This window comes from Limnobacter sp., from assembly GCF_036846585.1.
In the GTDB taxonomy this organism is placed as follows: domain Bacteria; phylum Pseudomonadota; class Gammaproteobacteria; order Burkholderiales; family Burkholderiaceae_B; genus Limnobacter.
In genome coordinates, this window is record NZ_DAIUBR010000021.1 from 41,985 (window position 1) to 59,503 (window position 17,519).

Annotated in this window: 22 protein-coding genes; 14 read left to right on the forward strand and 8 right to left on the reverse strand. The window is 52.2% G+C overall.

Features of this window, described 5'->3' with window-relative positions; translation table 11 throughout:
- Positions 1 to 14: 14 nt before the first annotated feature.
- Together V7028_RS10600 and V7028_RS10605 are read right to left on the reverse strand one after the other, a co-directional pair.
- Complete coding sequence (locus V7028_RS10600) at positions 15 to 1,454, reverse strand: putative nucleotide-diphospho-sugar transferase (protein WP_334120051.1); 1,440 nt, start codon at positions 1,452 to 1,454, stop codon at positions 15 to 17.
- Between the two features lie 47 nt (positions 1,455 to 1,501).
- The gene (locus V7028_RS10605; protein ID WP_334120052.1) at positions 1,502 to 1,741 is read right to left on the reverse strand and encodes a DUF2798 domain-containing protein; all 240 of its coding nucleotides are present in this window, start codon (positions 1,739 to 1,741) and stop codon (positions 1,502 to 1,504) included.
- A gap of 160 nt (positions 1,742 to 1,901) precedes the next feature.
- Here V7028_RS10605 and V7028_RS10610 point away from each other — a divergent pair, with 160 nt between their 5' ends.
- The 3 genes from V7028_RS10610 (at position 1,902) to V7028_RS10620 (ending at position 3,061) form a co-directional block, all read left to right on the forward strand.
- Positions 1,902 to 2,342 (forward strand): hypothetical protein, encoded by a 441-nt coding sequence (locus V7028_RS10610; RefSeq protein WP_334120053.1) that lies wholly within the window; start codon positions 1,902 to 1,904, stop codon positions 2,340 to 2,342.
- Positions 2,343 to 2,432: 90 nt separating this feature from the next.
- Positions 2,433 to 2,678 carry a type II toxin-antitoxin system Phd/YefM family antitoxin gene (locus V7028_RS10615; RefSeq protein ID WP_334120054.1) on the forward strand — a complete coding sequence of 82 codons (246 nt, stop codon included), beginning with the start codon at positions 2,433 to 2,435 and terminating at the stop codon, positions 2,676 to 2,678.
- On the forward strand, positions 2,675 to 3,061 hold the full coding sequence (locus tag V7028_RS10620) for a type II toxin-antitoxin system VapC family toxin (protein ID WP_334120055.1): 387 nt from the start codon (positions 2,675 to 2,677) through the stop codon (positions 3,059 to 3,061). Before V7028_RS10615 ends, V7028_RS10620 begins: the two co-directional genes overlap by 4 nt.
- Positions 3,062 to 3,072: 11 nt before the next feature.
- Here the strand turns inward: V7028_RS10620 and V7028_RS10625 are convergent, their stop codons facing one another.
- Positions 3,073 to 4,776 (reverse strand): acyl-CoA dehydrogenase family protein, encoded by a 1,704-nt coding sequence (locus V7028_RS10625; RefSeq protein WP_334120056.1) that lies wholly within the window; start codon positions 4,774 to 4,776, stop codon positions 3,073 to 3,075.
- Positions 4,777 to 4,940: 164 nt separating this feature from the next.
- Here V7028_RS10625 and V7028_RS10630 point away from each other — a divergent pair, with 164 nt between their 5' ends.
- From V7028_RS10630 to V7028_RS10660, 7 genes are all read left to right on the forward strand, one after another.
- The gene (locus V7028_RS10630) at positions 4,941 to 5,264 is read left to right on the forward strand and encodes a hypothetical protein (protein ID WP_305565198.1); all 324 of its coding nucleotides are present in this window, start codon (positions 4,941 to 4,943) and stop codon (positions 5,262 to 5,264) included.
- Positions 5,265 to 5,409: 145 nt separating this feature from the next.
- Entirely contained in the window at positions 5,410 to 6,459 is a 1,050-nt protein-coding gene (locus V7028_RS10635) for a methyltransferase domain-containing protein (RefSeq protein WP_334120057.1), read from the forward strand.
- Positions 6,459 to 7,283 carry a phosphate ABC transporter substrate-binding protein gene (locus V7028_RS10640; protein ID WP_334120073.1) on the forward strand — a complete coding sequence of 275 codons (825 nt, stop codon included), beginning with the start codon at positions 6,459 to 6,461 and terminating at the stop codon, positions 7,281 to 7,283. The genes V7028_RS10635 and V7028_RS10640 overlap by 1 nt, the downstream gene beginning before the upstream one ends.
- Entirely contained in the window at positions 7,264 to 8,112 is an 849-nt protein-coding gene (gene pstC, locus V7028_RS10645) for a phosphate ABC transporter permease subunit PstC (RefSeq protein WP_334120058.1), read from the forward strand. The genes V7028_RS10640 and pstC overlap by 20 nt, the downstream gene beginning before the upstream one ends.
- A complete protein-coding gene (pstA, locus tag V7028_RS10650) occupies positions 8,109 to 8,987 on the forward strand; it encodes a phosphate ABC transporter permease PstA (RefSeq protein ID WP_334120059.1) in 879 nt (292 codons plus the stop codon). Before pstC ends, pstA begins: the two co-directional genes overlap by 4 nt.
- Positions 8,984 to 9,841: a phosphate ABC transporter ATP-binding protein gene (locus tag V7028_RS10655; protein ID WP_334120060.1), complete on the forward strand. Its 858-nt coding sequence runs from the start codon at positions 8,984 to 8,986 to the stop codon at positions 9,839 to 9,841. The genes pstA and V7028_RS10655 overlap by 4 nt, the downstream gene beginning before the upstream one ends.
- 65 nt (positions 9,842 to 9,906) lie before the next feature.
- The gene (locus tag V7028_RS10660) at positions 9,907 to 10,110 is read left to right on the forward strand and encodes a YjfB family protein (protein WP_334120061.1); all 204 of its coding nucleotides are present in this window, start codon (positions 9,907 to 9,909) and stop codon (positions 10,108 to 10,110) included.
- Between the two features lie 16 nt (positions 10,111 to 10,126).
- Here the strand turns inward: V7028_RS10660 and V7028_RS10665 are convergent, their stop codons facing one another.
- Complete coding sequence (locus tag V7028_RS10665) at positions 10,127 to 10,732, reverse strand: TetR/AcrR family transcriptional regulator (RefSeq protein ID WP_334120062.1); 606 nt, start codon at positions 10,730 to 10,732, stop codon at positions 10,127 to 10,129.
- A 128-nt stretch (positions 10,733 to 10,860) separates the two neighbouring features.
- On the opposite strand from V7028_RS10665, the gene V7028_RS10670 reads away from it, so the two are divergent.
- Positions 10,861 to 12,003, forward strand: coding sequence for an acyl-CoA dehydrogenase family protein (locus tag V7028_RS10670; RefSeq protein WP_334120063.1), 1,143 nt, complete (start codon positions 10,861 to 10,863; stop codon positions 12,001 to 12,003).
- 38 nt (positions 12,004 to 12,041) lie between these two features.
- Here the strand turns inward: V7028_RS10670 and V7028_RS10675 are convergent, their stop codons facing one another.
- Both V7028_RS10675 and V7028_RS10680 read right to left on the reverse strand, forming a co-directional pair.
- Positions 12,042 to 12,851 carry a sulfite exporter TauE/SafE family protein gene (locus tag V7028_RS10675; protein ID WP_334120064.1) on the reverse strand — a complete coding sequence of 270 codons (810 nt, stop codon included), beginning with the start codon at positions 12,849 to 12,851 and terminating at the stop codon, positions 12,042 to 12,044.
- Positions 12,848 to 13,186 carry an ArsR/SmtB family transcription factor gene (locus tag V7028_RS10680; RefSeq protein ID WP_334120065.1) on the reverse strand — a complete coding sequence of 113 codons (339 nt, stop codon included), beginning with the start codon at positions 13,184 to 13,186 and terminating at the stop codon, positions 12,848 to 12,850. The genes V7028_RS10675 and V7028_RS10680 overlap by 4 nt, the downstream gene beginning before the upstream one ends.
- A 97-nt stretch (positions 13,187 to 13,283) precedes the next feature.
- Here V7028_RS10680 and V7028_RS10685 point away from each other — a divergent pair, with 97 nt between their 5' ends.
- The 3 genes from V7028_RS10685 (at position 13,284) to V7028_RS10695 (ending at position 15,127) form a co-directional block, all read left to right on the forward strand.
- Positions 13,284 to 14,033 carry an MBL fold metallo-hydrolase gene (locus V7028_RS10685; protein WP_334120066.1) on the forward strand — a complete coding sequence of 250 codons (750 nt, stop codon included), beginning with the start codon at positions 13,284 to 13,286 and terminating at the stop codon, positions 14,031 to 14,033.
- A 90-nt stretch (positions 14,034 to 14,123) separates the two neighbouring features.
- Entirely contained in the window at positions 14,124 to 14,717 is a 594-nt protein-coding gene (locus V7028_RS10690) for an isochorismatase family protein (protein ID WP_334120067.1), read from the forward strand.
- Positions 14,718 to 14,797: 80 nt separating this feature from the next.
- Positions 14,798 to 15,127 (forward strand): H-NS histone family protein, encoded by a 330-nt coding sequence (locus V7028_RS10695; RefSeq protein ID WP_334120068.1) that lies wholly within the window; start codon positions 14,798 to 14,800, stop codon positions 15,125 to 15,127.
- A gap of 205 nt (positions 15,128 to 15,332) precedes the next feature.
- On the opposite strand, the gene V7028_RS10700 is transcribed toward V7028_RS10695, so the two are convergent.
- Together V7028_RS10700 and gltX are read right to left on the reverse strand one after the other, a co-directional pair.
- Positions 15,333 to 16,544 carry an O-succinylhomoserine sulfhydrylase gene (locus V7028_RS10700; protein ID WP_334120069.1) on the reverse strand — a complete coding sequence of 404 codons (1,212 nt, stop codon included), beginning with the start codon at positions 16,542 to 16,544 and terminating at the stop codon, positions 15,333 to 15,335.
- Positions 16,541 to 17,519 (reverse strand): glutamate--tRNA ligase (gene gltX, locus V7028_RS10705; RefSeq protein WP_334120070.1); only part of this gene is annotated, 979 nt, incomplete at its 5' end. The genes gltX and V7028_RS10700, both read right to left, overlap by 4 nt.

Genomic DNA, 17,519 nt, shown 5'->3' on the forward strand with positions numbered 1-17,519 from the left:
GCCACGTTTAACGGTTATGGCAACTGGGCATGGCGGGTTTGCAGTGCGTGTTTGTAGTCGGCGTAAGCACCGGCAGCATGCTTTTGGTTGGTAACAACCCAGGTCAGGGCGTTGTCACCATGGTTCACGTCCATCAACAGGTCGGGGGTGGTGCTGGCAAACCGCACGTCCCATTGGTATTTGTGAGCTTTCTGGTGGCAAGCGGACAGGGCAATCTGATCCAGAAACCAGAGTGATTTTCCCTTGGTCAGGTTGTCTTCAATAAAGGCGACCACTTGCGCAATGTATCGCTGGGCGGCAGGTGTGTTGTTCAGATACACCAGCCCGGCGGCAACGTGTTCCCAAAATGGTGCTGCCTTTGGCTGGCAAACAATGACGTCGTGGTTTTGCGCCAGTTCGCCCAGTGTTGCCTGCCAGGGTTTGCGCCACAGGGCATCGGCATCCAGCAAGATGACGGGGGCATTCAGGTACGTCAACAACGCCTTGCATGCTGAGAAACGGCGGGTTGCAAATTCCACCACTTTGGTAGGCGATGTCAAATCGATCGTTTCATGCGATGCGCTGATTTCAAGCTGCGGGTACTGTGTGGCCAGTTCCTGCACGTGTTGAATTACGCTTGCGTCGGGGGTGTACAAGTGAAGGTGAACCAGCAGGTCGGCATCGTTGTGTTCAACAACGGAATACAGCAGGGTCAGTGCGTGTTCGTGAAAATACTTGTCGTCGCAGGCAATCAACAGGGTTGGTTTTCTGCGGCATGTGGTGCCAGGCTCGATGATCCATTCATAAGGAAACTGATCTGTAGCCTGTGCGGGTTCGTGGGCAAGGGTGGCGAAGTCCACGGGTTCGTCAGGCAGTGCGCCCAACTGGTACATGCAGGTCATGCTCATCAGTTTGATCAGGGAGTTGCTCTGATGTGCGCCGGAATCGACCAGTTTCAGCAGGTAGGGCAGTGCTTCCTCGTAGCGCTCTTCCATGGTGTACACCATGGCCACAATTTGTTGAAGGTGGGGCGACGTATCGACCACTTTTTCATTTTTACGAACCAGCGCCATGGCTTCATCGATCTCGCCGATTCGGTACAAAATCTGAATGGCATTGATGAGGTATTTCACGCTGGGTACTTTTTTCAGCACACGCATCAAACCGTCACGAATGCTTTTTTTGTAGGCTTCGGGCAAGGGGGTTTGCAGTCCGTTTCTGTGTTTGTCCATGGACAGGTGCGATTGCGCAATCAGCAGCACCATCTGCTTGAGGGCAAGGTCGCGTGTGGCAGGTAATCCGGATTGGAGTGGAATCAGTGTTTCAGCGCACAACAGGGGGTCATATGAATTGGCGTCGATCAGCGCGGTGAGGGTTTCTTTGGGGATTTTTCCGATTTCTTCAAAGAAGTAGGTTTTAATCAAACTGTCTCTGTAGTACTGGTGCATTTCCTGAGTGCGTTTGAATTCGGTCACTGATCAGGCTCCTTTGGTGTGGCACGTTATCCAGTCGCTAGTCTAGCCTAGCCCAGCACGCGTGCGGTAATTCGCCGTGCCACAGGTGCCAGCAGGTAAATGGCGGGCACGGCCGCCAGATAACCAATGAGGTATGTTTTTCCCCAAGTGGCCAGGAAGTTGGTACTGAAACCGAAGTTGCTTGCGGTGGTAACAAAAGTAACAATGCCCACCATGAGAAAACCCATGATCAGGGCGAACACCAACTGGAATAATTTGCCGGGTAAGGGGGTGGTTGCTGCGTTCATGGGGTTTCACTGCATGCTTTGAAAAAAGCATTTTAACGGGGTTTTTCACCTTGCGCTTTCAGAATAAGTGTCGTGGTGAATTCCCGACGAACTTTCTAATATTCCTTTCATTCTCAAGGGCTTGTTTCTATAATTCGCCTTCTTTTTTGGTGCTGCGCCAATGCCGTTTCGTGTTGCTTTGGAAAATCGAAATGTTGCCGTGTTTAATACCGGCAGGCATGTGCTGGTCGACGCATCTGGCGCAGGGCAGGGCCGTTATTGCATGGCTGCTGTGTGTATGGAAGGTGGTGTGGTTGTGCAATTGCACAGCAAGCCTTGCGAAGCTTTTAGTTCGGTGCTGGCCGAGCAGGAAAGCATTGAATGGGGCTGTGAAATTTGGCCCGATGCCTTGGTGTGGAATGATTGCATTCCGGCCATTGAAGCGGTGTTGGCCCTGCAACCCGGTTTGGCGGGGCAACTTTATTGGCCCACACCCCGAATGCGCAAACCCTTTCACGACATGGTTCACAGCTTGTCAGTGAAAGCGCGTGATGTTTTTACACCGAGACAATGGATTCTTGAAAAACCATGCAACTTCATTGCCTTGGCTGTTACTGAATAGCGTTTCCAGTCAATAAAGAGCGTTAACTTGACCCTAGTCAATCAAGGAACTAAACTAATTGAACTTAGTTTAGTTAAGTCGGAATGCCTCATGCAAAAAATCAACATTCACGAAGCGAAAACCAATTTGTCGCGCTTGGTTGACCAAGCCGCGCAAGGCGAGTCGTTTGTGATTGCGAAGTCTGGTAAACCGATGGTTAAAGTAAGCTCGTTGAGCACTCCAGAATCGGGTCAAGTCAAACGCCTTGGGTTCATGAAAGGTGAATTCACTGTTCCTGCAGATTTCGATTCAATGGATGCAGACGCGATTGCGCAATTGTTTGGTGCCAAGCAATGAAGTATTTGCTGGACACTCACATTTTGTTGTGGGCGGCTTCCGAGCCCGGCAAGTTGAGCAAAGCCACCCAAAAGCTGATTGGAAATTTGGAAAATACGCTGTACTTTAGTGTTGCAAGCCTTTGGGAAATTGCCATCAAGAATGGTTTGGGTCGGGCCGATTTTTCGGTTGACCCGGCGGCGCTTCGCCGCGGCTTGCTTGACAACGGGTATGAAGAGTTGGGTATTTCAGGCCAGCACGCTGTCGCAGTGAACAACTTGCCAGGCCTGCACAAAGACCCCTTCGATCGAATGTTGATCGCGCAGGCGCAACTCGAAGGAATTACACTGGTCACTGTCGATGAGGCAGTAACGCAGTACAAAGGGCCAATCAAGAAGGTTTAAGCTTTCTCCATTTAAGCCTTCTCAACCGCCGGATCAGCCCGCTCAATAATCGCTTTCACGTTCATGCCTTTGGGCAAAGCACCATAGTTGTGGTGGCCCTGTGCAGCCAGGCGACTTGCGCAAAAGGCTTCACTGACAGCTGCCGGTGCGTGTTGCACCAACAACGATGCTTCAAATGCCAACGCCATTTGATCGACCATGGTGCGGGCGCTGTACTGCAGGCCGTGCATGTCGGCCGGGTTCAGTTGCATGAATTGCTGGTTCAAGCCATCCAGGTAAGAATCCAGAATGGAGTTGCCACCGCGTGCCTTGTTCAATTCCGCATTGAAAGCCATCAGCACACTGGGTGTTTTGCCGATTGCGCGAAGTACATCCAGGCACTGCACGTTGCCACTGCCTTCCCAAATCGGGTTGATCACGCTTTCGCGGAACAGGCGGGGGTAGATCGAGTTTTCCATCACGCCGCTGCCGCCAATGCATTCCATGATTTCGTAGCTGTGTTGCGGTGCGCGTTTGCAAATCCAGTACTTGCCCACGGCAGTGGCCAGCCGGGCCAGTTGGGCTTCGTGTTCGTTGCTGTCTTTTAAATCGAGCGCACGGGCCATGCGCATTGAAAAAGCCATGGCGCCTTCGTATTCCAGTTGCAAATCGGCTAGCACGTTTTGCATCAAGGGCTGATCAATCAACTTGGCACCGAAGGCAGCACGCTGTTTGCAGTGGTGAATGGCGTTGGCCAGACCAGCACGCATCAGTCCGGCCGACGCACCCATGCAATCGAAGCGGGTCAGGCTGACCATTTCAATGATGGTGGGCACGCCCCTGCCTTCGTCGCCAATCAACCAACCCTGCGCACCGCGAAATTCCACTTCGCTGGATGCATTCGATTTGTTGCCCATTTTGTCTTTCAGGCGAATTACGTTCAGTGCGTTCTTGGTGCCATCGGGCAGCCAGCGGGGCACTGCAAAGCAGGAAACACCGGCTGTTGTTTGCGCCAGAATCAAAAACAGGTCGCACATGGGGGCCGACAAAAACCACTTGTGCCCCACCAGCGAATACATTTGCCCAGCGCCGGGCTGGTTCACGGGTGTGGCCATGGTGCTGTTGGCGCGTACATCTGACCCGCCCTGTTTTTCAGTCATGCCCATGCCTACAGTGATGGACTTTTTTTCATCAATGGGCACATTGCGGGGGTCGTAGCCGCGGTGCAATATTTTCGCCTCGAACATGGCAGCCACTTCCGGTTGAACACGGAAGCTGGGAATGGAGGCGAATGTCATGGTGACCGGGCAGCCGTGGCCTGCTTCCACCTGGCTTTGCATGAAGGCTTTTGCGCCGCGCACCACATGCGCACCTTCACGTGGGTCGGTCCACGGTTGGCTGTGCAGGCCTTCTTCGAGGGCCGATTTCATCAATTCATGGTATGCGCCGTGGTAACGCACAGCGTCGACCCGGTTGCCGAAGCGGTCGTGTGTGTCCAGTTCCGGTGTGTATTTGTTGGCCAAAAAACCCAGTTCAAGGTATTCCGGTTTGCCGCACTTTTCGCCAAAGGCGGCCAGTTCTGCCCACCCCCATTGGCCACCCTCGCGCTTCACGCCGTCTGCCAATGCCGCGTCGCTGGTGAACAGGTTATAGCTGTGCAAATCACTGGCCACATTTTGTACTTGGTGGGTTTCACCAATGCTTGGGGTGTTGCGCAGTTCTTTGGCGGTTTTCATGGCTTGGCTCCGGGAAATTTCATGATTCATCTTCTCATAATTACTTATAAATAACAAATTCGCAAATATGTGTAATTAGAGAGGGGGAAAGCCAACCCATTCAGTGCTGGTTTTCTGTACAGCCCTATGGTAGAACGGAAGTGTGCAACCCACGGAGAAACACCATGGCAACTACGCATCAAATTGAAATTGATTTGAACACCCTTGTGATGTTGGTCAATGAAGTTGCAAAGGAGGATCCGCTGGACTACGGCGACCTTGCCGTGGACGAAATGGCACTGCGGCATTCCTGCTGTTTGGGCGCCTTGAATATTTTACAAAATGCTGCCATGTTCAAGGCTGAGGACCTGATCTACGTGCTGCTCAGTTCAATGGCCAAGTTGATCGAGGAAAACGTGCTGCTGCATGCCCAGAATGTGGAGCGTGGTGAGCAAATACGAAGTGAATTGGTGGTGCAAATTCTGGAGCGCGCCAAGAAGGGGCGCTGAACGGAAGCTGGCCGCAGGAAACTTCGCGAAATCATGATTGTGGTGCGATGGATTTGCGTCGACAAGTAACCTTTTTGTAAAAACTCCGAATATATTGCTAGTTGGCTGGCCTTTTGGCGGCATGTGCAATTTCTGGAGACCCAATATGTACGACGTAGTCAAAGACTACTATGGCAAACAGCTTCAAAGCAGCAGCGATTTAAAAACCACGGCGTGCTGCGATTTCTCTGCGATCCCCTCCTGGTTAAAGCCCTTGCTTTCCAATATTCACGATGAAGTGCTTAGCCGCTATTACGGTTGTGGGCTGGTGTGCCCGACTGATTTAAAAGGCAAGCGCATTCTGGACTTGGGTTCCGGTTCCGGGCGTGACGTGTATGCCTTGGCGCAGTTGGTTGGTGAAACCGGGCATGTGGTTGGCGTTGACATGACCGAAGAACAACTGGATGTGGCCAACCGCCACCTGGAATATCACCGCGAGAAGTTTGGCTATGCCAAAAGCAATGTGACCTTTTTGCAAGGCTACATTGAGCGCCTTGATGAATTGGGTCTTGAGGACAAGAGCTTTGATGTGATCGTGTCCAACTGCGTGGTCAATTTGTCGCCCGACAAAGATTCCGTCATTCGCGAGGTGTATCGCTTGTTGAAACCGGGCGGTGAATTTTATTTTTCCGATGTGTATTCAGATCGGCGTGTTCCTGCGAATGTGGCAAATGACCCGGTGTTGTACGGCGAGTGCTTGGGCGGCGCCATGTATTGGTACGACTTTTTGCGCCTGAGCACGGGCAATGGTTTTACCGACCCGCGTTTGGTGGAAGACCGTCCCCTTGAAATTACAGATGAACGCCTGAGCAAGCTGGTTGGGCAGACGCGTTTTTATTCAGCCACTTACCGCCTGTTCAAACTGGACGGCCTTGAAACAGCCTGCGAAGATTACGGTCAGGCCGTGGTTTACAAAGGAAGCAGCGAGAACCAGCCACATGCATTTTTGCTGGACAAGCATCATTTGATTGAAACCGGCAAGGTGTTCCCGGTGTGCGGCAACACCTACAAAATGTTGCATGACACGCGCTTCAATGAACACTTCCAGTTCATTGGTGACTTTTCACGCCACTACGGTGTGTTCGAGGGGTGTGGCAGTGTGATGCCATTTGACCAGAACGGCAGTGATGGACTGGGTGCGGGGGCGTGTTGCTGATGCGTGTACTGCGTGGTACGAATTTGGTAGTGCTTGCACTGGGGCTTGCGCTGCTTCAGCCCTTGGCTGTTTTTGCAGCGGACAAAAAACTGTCCCTGACGGGTTCAAGCACCGTGGCCCCTTTGGCGCTGGAAATTGCAAAGCGTTTTGAGCAGAACAACGCCGGGGTGCGCATTGACGTGCAAACCGGTGGTTCAGGCCGTGGTTTGGCCGATGCCCGCAGCGGTGCAGCCGATCTGGGTTTGGTGTCGCGTGCATTGAAGCCAGAGGAAAGTGATTTGCAAAGCTTCACCATTGCACTGGATGGCATTGCCGTCATTTTGCACAAGACCAACCCCGTGCGTGTGTTGAGCAAAGAACAGATTATTGCAATTTACACCGGGCAAATTCAAAACTGGAAGGCAGTGGGTGGCACAGACCAGCGAATTACCGTGGTCAACAAGGCCGAGGGCAGGTCGACCCTGGAATTGTTCGCCCAGTTTTTTGGTTTGAAAAACAGCCAGATCAAGGCACAGGTTGTGATTGGAGATAACCAGCAGGGCATTAAAACCGTGGCGGGCAATCCGGGTTCCATCGGTTATGTATCTATTGGTGCGGCAGAATTTGAGATTGAAAGCGGCGTGCCCATTCAAATGCTGCCCATGAATGGGGTCAAGCCCAGTACCGCATCGGTTCGGGACGGCAGTTTTCCATTGTCGCGCCCTTTGAACCTGGTCAGAAAAGGACCACTCACTGGTTTGGCCAGGCAGTTTGTGGATTACGCACAAAATCCCTTGGTACACGACTTGGTAAAAGAACAATATTTTGTCCCGGTTCAACGCTGACCAGGGCTTGCAGTTTTTTAGCCTGGCATTGACCTTGGTCACGGCCAGCCTGATTGGCTTGGTGGTGGTGTTTGTGTTCATTGAATCACTGCCTGTCATCAACGCCGATGTGGCCGGTTTCTTCGATACCTCACAAGCCTGGTTTCCACTGGAGGGCCAACGTGGCTTGATGCCCATGGTGGCGGGCAGCCTGTTGTGTACCTTGGGCGCAATCGCGCTGGCCTTGCCCTTGGGCATGGCATCGGCCCTGTTCTCGCAGTACTACGGGCACAGCAGCCTGGTGCGGCCATACCGCTGGCTGTTGGGCTTGTTGGCGGGCATTCCTTCCGTTGTATATGGCTTTTGGGGGCTAACCGTGTTGGTACCCTTGATTGGCCGATATCAGCCACCCGGTGCAAGTTTGCTTGCGGGTATCCTGATTTTGACCCTGATGATTTTACCCACTGTTGCCCTGACAGCCGAAGCTGCGTTCAAGGCTGTGCCTGCAAGTTACCTGCAGGGTGCCCATGCACTGGGCATGAGAAAAGCGGCAATTGCTTTCAAGGTGCTGTTTCCAGCGGCCAGACAAGGTTTGATCGCCGGTACGGTGCTTGCCATTACCCGTGCCTTGGGCGAAACCATGGCCGTGTTGATGGTGACAGGCAATGTGGTTGAAATGCCCGGAAGTGTGTTCGACCCGGTGCGTACCCTGACCGCAAACATTGCGCTTGAAATGGCGTACGCAACCGGCGAACACCGGGCATCCCTGTTCTTCTCGGGCTTGGTGTTGACCTTGCTGATTGTGTTCATGGTCAGTTATGTGCACCGCAGGGAGTACGCAAGGCAATGAATAATCAACTTCAGCAGCAGAGGCTTGTTCGCGCAGGGCGAATTCATTCCGACCATTTTTTTGCAGTTGCGGTGTATGCCGCTGCGGTGGTGGTGGCCACCGTATTCGCGTGGATTGTGCTGGATTTGCTGACCCATGGCGTTGCAAAACTGTCGTGGGAATTCATCAGCGAGTTGCCTCGAAATTCTGGCCGCAAGGGGGGTATTTCCAGCATACTGGTTTCTACGGGGTTGATATTGCTGGTCACCTTGGTGGCTGCTGTGCCCCTGGCTTTTGCTGCTGCAATCTGGCTTTCAGAATTTACACGCAAGGGGGGCAAACTGGCAGCGTATGTGCGCCTGTCGCTGGATGTGCTGGCGGGTGTGCCATCGATCGTGTTTGGTTTGTTTGGCAGCGCATTTTTTTGCGTGTTTCTGGGTTTGGGTTATTCAATTGTGGCAGGCGGTTTAACGCTGGCCTGCATGGTGTTGCCCATCCTGATACGAACCACCGAGGCGGGGCTTTCCGCTGTGTCGGAAGGCTGGCGGCAAGGTGCTGCTGCGCTGGGTTTAAGCAAGTTTGCAACCCTGTGGCAAATTCTGTTGCCTGCAGCGGCCCCCTCCATTGCGGCGGGCTTGATGTTGGGCATTGGCCGTGCCATGGCCGAGACCGCTGCCTTGATTTTCACGAGTGGGTATGTTGATCGAATGCCCGAAAGTATTTTTGATTCCGGCCGTGCCCTGGCTGTTCACATTTTTGATTTGTCGATGAACATTCCCGGTGGCGATCAAGCCGCTTATGGCAGCGCGCTGGCGCTGATTCTTGCCATCGGGTTGATCAACGCCATGGCATTGAAGTTGTCGGACACATTGCTGGCCAAAAGGATTGTTGCATGAATGAATCTTTCGAACCAACAGGCGTTGTTGCCCCAGGCGCCACTTACACGCTAGGCGATTTGCAGCAGGGTACCGCGTGTTGCGTGCCCACCCCCATCATTGACGTGCAGGGTTTGCGGGTCAGCTACAACGGCATCACCGCGCTCGACGATTTAAGCTTGCAAATTCACCAGGGTTGCATTACCGCGCTGATCGGTCCGTCGGGCTGCGGAAAAACCAGTTTTCTGTCCAGCTTGAACAGGCTGACCGATATGATTCCCCATGCACGCGTAGAAGGGCGCATTGAATTTGATGGCTTGAACATTCATGACCCCAATGTGGATGTGCGTGCCTTGAGAACCCATGTGGGCATGATTTTTCAGCGACCCAACCCGTTTCCCCTGAGTGTGCGGAAAAACATTGAAATGCCATTGCGGGAACATGGCATTGCGGGCAAGCAGGTTTTGCACGAACGCCTTGAGCGAGCGCTGACCGATGTGGGTTTGTGGGATGAAGTAAAAGACAGGCTGGACCAGTCTGCACTGGGTTTGTCGGGTGGGCAGCAGCAGCGCTTGTGCATTGCCCGTGCCCTGGCGCTGGAGCCAAAGGTGCTGTTGATGGACGAGCCCTGCAGTGCGCTTGACCCCATTTCTTCCGGTGTGGTGGAAGACCTTGTGCTGCGTTTGAAGGGCCGTTACACGGTGGTGATTGTGACCCACAACCTGGCGCAGGCCAAGCGAATTGCAAATTACGCCGCATTTTTCTGGATGAAGGAAAAGGTGGGCAAATTGATTGAGTACGGTCAAAGCCGCCAGATCTTTGAGGAACCCGGCCATGAGTTGACTGCGGCTTACATATCCGGTGTGCGGGGTTAACCGGATTTAGAATGCTCAAGTTTGTAGAATTTCTGCCGTTATCGGTTTTAGATACGGAGGATGATATGGACGTTTCCCCAGCCGCCATGGCGAATGCCACAGCACAAATGAAGCAGGCACAAACCATTCAACAGGGTCAAATTGCGGTGTTCAAGAAAACCATGGACATTGCAGAAACATCGATTGCACAACTTATCCAGTCCGTTCCCCAACCCCCGTCCCTGGCTAGCAGCGGCAATTTGGGCACAAAATTGAACGTTTACGCCTGATTGGTTTGGCGGTTTTTCAGGGTTTCGTTGCCAACATCAAAAAGCTTTGACGTGCCGCCTGTTCCAGTTGCTTTCGGCTTAAGCTGGGGTCGTTGTCTTGTGCCAACTGCGAAACCAAACCGTGAATTTGAACCACGATCATTGCAGCACGCAATTTGCATTCTGCTTTGCTGATTCTGGGTTCCAGTCCGTAAATCAACTTGAAAATTTCTTTCCGTTCCCGGGCGTAAACAGCTTCTACCAAACGGGCTGCAAATGGCAGGCGGTTTGACAAGGCGTAAATTTCCGCCAACACACCGAAAGTTTCCGGTCGCCGAATTTCAATCAAAATCAATTCCACGATGGTGGTGAAACGCTCCAGCTGGCTTTTGTCGCTCATCGCATTCATGACCTGCGCCACAGCAGTTTGGTAGTTGTCCATCACGTAGGTCAGCAAGGCTTCAACCAGTGCTTCCTTGCTGGCGTAATAGTGCTGCACAGTGCTTAGCGATATGCCCAGCTGGTTGGCCACCCCGCGCATGCTTAAACCCGCATAACCCTCGCTGGCCAGAATGTACTGGGCCGTTTTCAGGATTTCCTGTGTGCGTATTTGACCTTTGTCGGTGGTGGTGTGTGCGCTCATGCCCGTACTTTAACCCAAATATTGACCTTAATATTGATCTCATTGTTGACAACTAGGTCACGTGACCTATAATCGATTCATTGCAATTCGGTCGGTTGACCTATAACTTTAAAAAGCGTGAAGAGACCATGAGATACCCCAAGCCCAGCTGGATGAATTCCGACCTTGAACTGTACCGTTCCAATCTTCGCCGTTTTGTTGAAACCGAGATAAAACCCAACCAGCACAAGTGGGCCAAGCAACAACACGTGGACCGTGAACTTTGGCTGAAAGCTGGTGAAATGGGTTTGTTGTCTGCCGATATCCCCGAGGAATATGGCGGCGCGGGCGGCGACTTCACGCACATGGCGGTGCTGTTTGAAGAGCTGGCCTACAGTGGCGACCGTTCGTTCGGCGTGCATGTGCATGCCATTGCGGCACAGTACATTTTGAACCATGGCACGGAAGAGCAGAAACAGTACTTCCTTCCCAAAATGGCCAGTGGCGAGATGATTGGCGCAATCGCAATGAGCGAACCCGGTGCAGGTTCTGATTTGCAGGGAATTCGCACAAGCGCCGTGAAGGATGGCAGCCATTATGTGGTCAACGGATCGAAGATTTTTATCTCCAACGGTTACCTCGCCGATGTCATTATTCTGGTCACTAAAACCGATCCCGGCGCGGGTGCCAGGGGTGTCACTTTGATGCTGCTTGAAACCAAAAATGCAGAAGGGTTCAAGGTTGGGCGAATTCTTGAGAAACTGGGTCAGAAAGGGCAAGACACCTGCGAGCTGTTTTTCGACAATGTCCGTATTCCGGCCCAGAATGTGCTGGGGGCCGAAGGCACAGGCTTCATGCAATTGATGGTGGAATTGCCCTATGAGCGTTTGATGTTGGGTGTGGGTGCCATGGCCGCCATTGAAATGGCTATTGAAATTACCCTGGAATACACCAAGGAACGCAAGGCATTCGGTAAAACAATTTTTGAGTTCCAGAACACGCGTTTCAAGTTGGCAGAACTTAAGGCGCAAGCCGTGGTGGCCCGTGCATTCATTGACAATTCGATCGAAAAACTGGTGGCTGGAAAACTGGATGCGGCCACAGCGTCGATTGCAAAACTGCACCTCAGTGAACTTGAATGCAAGGTGATTGACGAGTGCCTGCAGTTCTTCGGTGGCTACGGTTACATGATGGAGTACCCGATTGCACAAATGTACGCAGATGCCCGCGTGCAGCGCATTTACGGTGGATCCAGTGAAATCATGAAGGAAATTATTGCCCGGTCGCTGTGATCAATGCCCGGAATGGATCAATGGACTTGTTCCGGGTGCTATATGTTTTTGAATACCATTAGTGCAGACACCACCAGGCACATTACGCCAAATGCTTTTTTAAGGTGAGCGCTGGGCATTTTGTTGGAAATCATGCGCCCGCCCAGCATGCCAGCCAGCGCAGCCGCCGAAAAAGTAATTCCAATTTCATAATTGAACGCACCTGCACTGACACTGTTCAACACACCAAATGTTGAAACAATGGCGATCACGGCCAGTGAAGTTACCGTGACCGACTGCACGTTCAAATCGGTAAAGCGTTGTAGTGCTGGAACCAATACAAACCCGCCGCCTACACCCAGCAACCCTGATAAAAAACCAGCCACAGCGCCGGAAAAAATCAATGCACGGGCACATGGCATGGTCCATATGAAGCGGCCCGTTGCCGGGTTTCGAATGCAGGGGCAATCGCTCTTTTTGCTGCTGGGCGGTGCATCAATTACATTCATGTCGGTATTGGCGCTGCCCTGGAATGCGTTGTAGGCGACCCACAGCAAAACCACCGAAAATGCCAGGCCCAGTATTTGGGTGTCCACTTGTTGTGCCACCCAAAACCCAATGGGTGAGAATAGAAGGCCGACGAAGCCCATCAACATGGCAGCTTTGTAGCGTACTTCACCGGCACGCAAGCCCAGTGCAGCACCCAGTGTGGCTGCAAGGCCCACTGCCAGCAGCCCGATGGGTGAAACTTGTTGAACCGTCAGGCCCGTGGTGAACACCAGCAGGGGAACTGCCAACACGCCGCCACCGGCACCAGTTAACGCCATAACCAGGCCGACCAGAAGGCCCAGTGCCGCAGTGCCCATCATGATGGTCGCACTGTGTTTTGCAGTGCTGCGGGTGAGCAAAAATGTTCGTACAGCACGCCCATCACTGCAAGGGCTACTTCGCTTTGAATTTGGTAGTAAACGTGTTTGCCTTCTTTTCGGGTGGTAACCAGCTCTTCTTCTCTTAGCACGCTCAATTGTTGCGACAGAGTGGGTTGCCTGATTCCGGTCAGCGTTTCCAGTTCATGAACATTTCTTTCGCCTTGCGCAAGTTGGCAAAGCAGCAACAGGCGTGCCGGGTTTCCCAGCGCTCGCAGAAAGCGGGTGGCTTTCGCCGAGGCCAACTGAAGGCGAAGTAATTCATTGGTGGTGTTCATGGGTTTGCTCAACTGAATGCTTTACAAGTAATATATAAAAACATAAAATATTTTTCAATATTTTAATGTAAATAAACGATTCAAGTGTGGGTGCACAATGATTTTGAAACAACTTTTTGAACCGGTGTCCAGTACCTATACCTATTTGCTGGGTTGTGAAGGAACGGGGCAGGCGGTGCTGATTGACCCGGTGGTCTCGGCGATGGATCGCGATTTGACCTTGTTGAATGATCTCGGTTTGACGTTGGTTTACACGGTCGATACCCACATTCATGCAGATCACATCACCGCTGCGCTTGAATTGAAGCGCAAGGTTGGAAGCCGCATTGCTGCACCGGCCTTTGATCGTTTGCCTTGCACAGACCACGCAATTGAAGAGGGCGTGCCTTTGGTGGTGGGTGGTATTGTGGTGGATCCTTTGCACACGCCGGGGCATACTGATGGCCATTTTTCCTATCGGTTCAATGATTGTGTGTTCACCGGTGATGCGTTGTTGATTGACGGCTGCGGCCGAACCGATTTTCAGAATGGCGATGCGCATGCGCTTTATCACAGCGTACACAAGAAACTGTTTACCTTGCCGGAAGACACGCTTGTTTATCCCGGCCACGATTACCATCACCGCCGGGTGTCTTCAATTGGACAGGAAAAGAAACGCAATCCGCGTTTGGGTCTTGATAAATCAATGGATGAGTTTCTCGAGATTATGCAGAACCTGAATTTGCCTTATCCAAAGTTTATTGATTATGCGGTACCCGGCAACAAGTTGTGTGGCGTGTGTCCAAGTCATTTGCCAGAAAACCTTGAAAAATATTGTCAACAAATCACTGAAAGTACCCAAGGGTAAATGTTGTTGATGACTATTGTTGGGCGAACTGTGTTGCAGACTTGAATTACCTTGTATGCTCTTGCTTTGAACTACAATTCCCCACGCCGAATGTTATTGAATCAAGAATCCAGCCAACTCGTTTTAATCGATTATCAGGAAAAGCTGATGCCCGCCATTCACGAGGCGGATCAGGTATTTCGCAATGCCATGATTCTGGCCACATTGGCCAGGAAAATGCGCGTACCTGTTTATGGAACCGAACATGTGCCCGACAAAATAGGTGGTTTTATTCCAGAACTGGCGGTCATGTGCAAGGCGACCATGCGAAAAACCCAGTTCAGTGCCTGCCCTGAAGGATTGACCGATCTTCTGTTGCCCAAGCCCAATGCAGGAAATGCACGCAGCTTGCCCAAACATTTGCAAAAAAGCACCACTGACAGTGATCGCCCCAGCATTGTGATCGCGGGCGTTGAGGCACATGTGTGTTTATTGCAAACCGCACTGGATTTGCTGAATGATGAAATGGAAGTGTGGGTGGTGACAGACGCCTGTGGTTCCCGAACAGAAAGAAACCGCGATGCTGCATTTGATCGGCTTGCCGGCAATGGTGCCGAATTGGTGACCACTGAAATGGTGGTATTTGAATGGTTGGAAAGTGCAGAAAATGAACATTTTAAATTTGCACTTGACCTGATTAAGTAATCAATTTGCTTTTTAATTTGTGATTGATTTTAAAATTAATTACAATCGGGCTTGTTAATAAACTTCTTTGAAAAGATAAAATGAAAAAATTAAATTTGTCAGCTTTAAGTGCTTCTGAATTACAACAACTGAAATCTGATATTGAAAAAGAATTGAATGAACGCAGTTCCAAATTGCAGGCGATTGAAGAAGTCAAGAAACTGGCTGCATCCAAGGGCTTGAAACTGGAAGAGTTGTTTGCCGAATTGGGCGGCGGCAAAGCAAAAGGCAAACGTGAACTGGGTCCGGCGCCTGTTCGCTTTCGCCATCCTCAGGATTCGTCTTTGACCTGGTCGGGCCGTGGCAAGCGCCCGAACTGGATGAAAGACGCGCTGGCCAAGGGTTTGACTGAAGAGCAAATGCGCGTTTGAAACATGTTCGCGCTGTGAAAAAGCCGCTGGTTTCGATCAGCGGCTTTTTTCATTGTTAACCTGCGTTCTGATGAGGTTTGACTAGTTCAGGTTGCAATACCCTCGCAGGCTTTCTGGCGAGAGAGGGCGTGCACCTGACTAGCCGAGCACATGCTCATACACCTGATAAACGGTGCGTTTGAAAAGTCATGTACCAACCGATTGTTTAACCCAACCCGCGTACCAAGTCTTTCTTCAAATCCACCACGTCTTCCAGGCCAATCGCCAGGCGAATCAAACCCTGCTTGATGCCTGCCGCTTCACGCGCTTCGGGGCTCAAGCGCCCATGCGTTGTAGTGCCCGGGTGGGTAATGGTGGTGCGTGTGTCGCCCAGGTTCGCGGTGATCGACATCAGCTGGCTGCTGTCAATGACATGCCATGCCTTGGTGCGTGCTTCGTCTTCATTCGCTGCTTTCACTTCGAATGACACTATGGCACCGCCGGTTTTCTGTTGCTTCATGGCCAGCGCGTGTTGCGGGTGGCTTTCCAAACCGGGGTAGTACACCTTGCTTACTGCGGGGTGCGCTTCCAGCCAGGTGGCAATGTCAAGCGCCGCGGCAGACTGCGCCAGCATGCGAATGTTCAACGTTTCCAACCCCTTGAACAACACCCAGGCATTGAATGCAGACAGCGTGGGGCCAGCGGTGCGCAGTACGGGCAGAATTTTGTCTTTCAACAAATCTTTCGGGCCACAAATGGCTCCGCCCAGCACACGGCCTTGGCCGTCCAGGTATTTGGTGGCGGAATGAATGATTATTTCCGTGCCAAAGTCGACCGGCTTTTGCAGTGCAGGTGTACAGAAGCAGTTGTCGACCACGTTGTAAATACCGTGCTTTTTGGCCAGGTCGCTGAGTGCGCGCATGTCCAGAATTTCAGTCAACGGGTTCGACGGCGTTTCGCTGTAGAACAGCTTGGTGTTGGGCTTGATGGCCTTTTCCCATGCCGCCATGCTGGTGCCGTCCACGAATGTGGTTTCAATGCCGAATCGGGCCAGAATGTTCACAAACAACTGAACGGTGGCGCCAAACAGGGCTTTGGAGGCGATGATGTGGTCGCCCGCATTCAGCAAGCCCATGCAGGTTGTGGTAATGGCTGCCATGCCGCTGGATGTGGCCAGGCAATATTCCATGTCTTCAAGCACGGCCAGGCGTTGTTCAAACATTTGTACGCTGGGGTTGGTAAAGCGAGCGTACACATTGCCTTCTTCGGTGCCGGCAAAACGGGCTGCGGCCTGTGCGGCATTGTCGAACACAAAGCTTGATGTCAAGAACATCGCTTCGGAATGTTCACCAAATTCAGTGCGGTGGCTGCCTGCGCGAATGGCCTGTGTGGCTGTTGCCCAGTCGGCGGGGTTTGCTTTCGGTTTGTTGTTGCTCATGATTGCAGTCCTTGCGCAATTCGAGTTTGTACAGTGTACTTGCCAAGCAGGTTCATCACCTTGTCAATTGAAGGCGTTTGCGTAATGCCAGTCAACATCAAACGCAGCGGCATGGCCAGTTTTGGCATTTTCAGGCCGTGGTTTTTGATGGTGGCTTTCACCAAGCCATTCAAGGCTTCCACAGTCCATTCCACGCTGTTCAGGCCTTCATTGAATTCAGCCAGCGCAGCGCGCACGCCGGCTTCGTCCAGCATTGGGGCAAGCTCTTCGGTGTTTACCTGGGGCACCTTGTAAAACAGGGCGGCTTCATCGCGCAATTGCACCAGGGTAGAGGCGCGTTCAAGCACTACGTCCAGCACGTCGTTCAACTTTGGACCTTCAAATGCATTCACACCGTCTCGTTCCAAACGGGTTTGCAAATCCGACAGCAACAATTCCCTGGGTGCTTGCTTCATATAATGGGCATTCACCCACTTCAGTTTTTCCGGGTCGAACTGTGCGGCCGATTTCGACAGGTTGGTGGAGTCGAACCACTCAATAAGCTGTTCGCGGCTGAACAGTTCGTCATCACCATGGCTCCAGCCCAAGCGGGCCAGGTAGTTGATCATGGCGTCGGGCAGGAAGCCTTCTTCGTGGTACTGCACTACACTGACCGCACCGTGGCGCTTGGACAGCTTTTCGCCATCAGGCCCCAGAATCATCGGGATGTGACCGTAAACAGGTTGTTCACCGCCCAGCGCCTTCAAAATATTGATCTGGCGCGGGGTGTTGTTGATGTGGTCGTCGCCACGAATAACGTGGGTAATTTTCATTTCCCAGTCGTCCACCACCACGCAAAAATTATAGGTGGGCGTGCCATCCTGACGGGCAATGATCAAATCATCCATTTCTTCGTTGTTGATTGAAATGGGGCCTTTCACCAGGTCGTCCCAGCTTACTGCACCGCTCAAGGGGTTCTTGAAGCGCACCACAGGC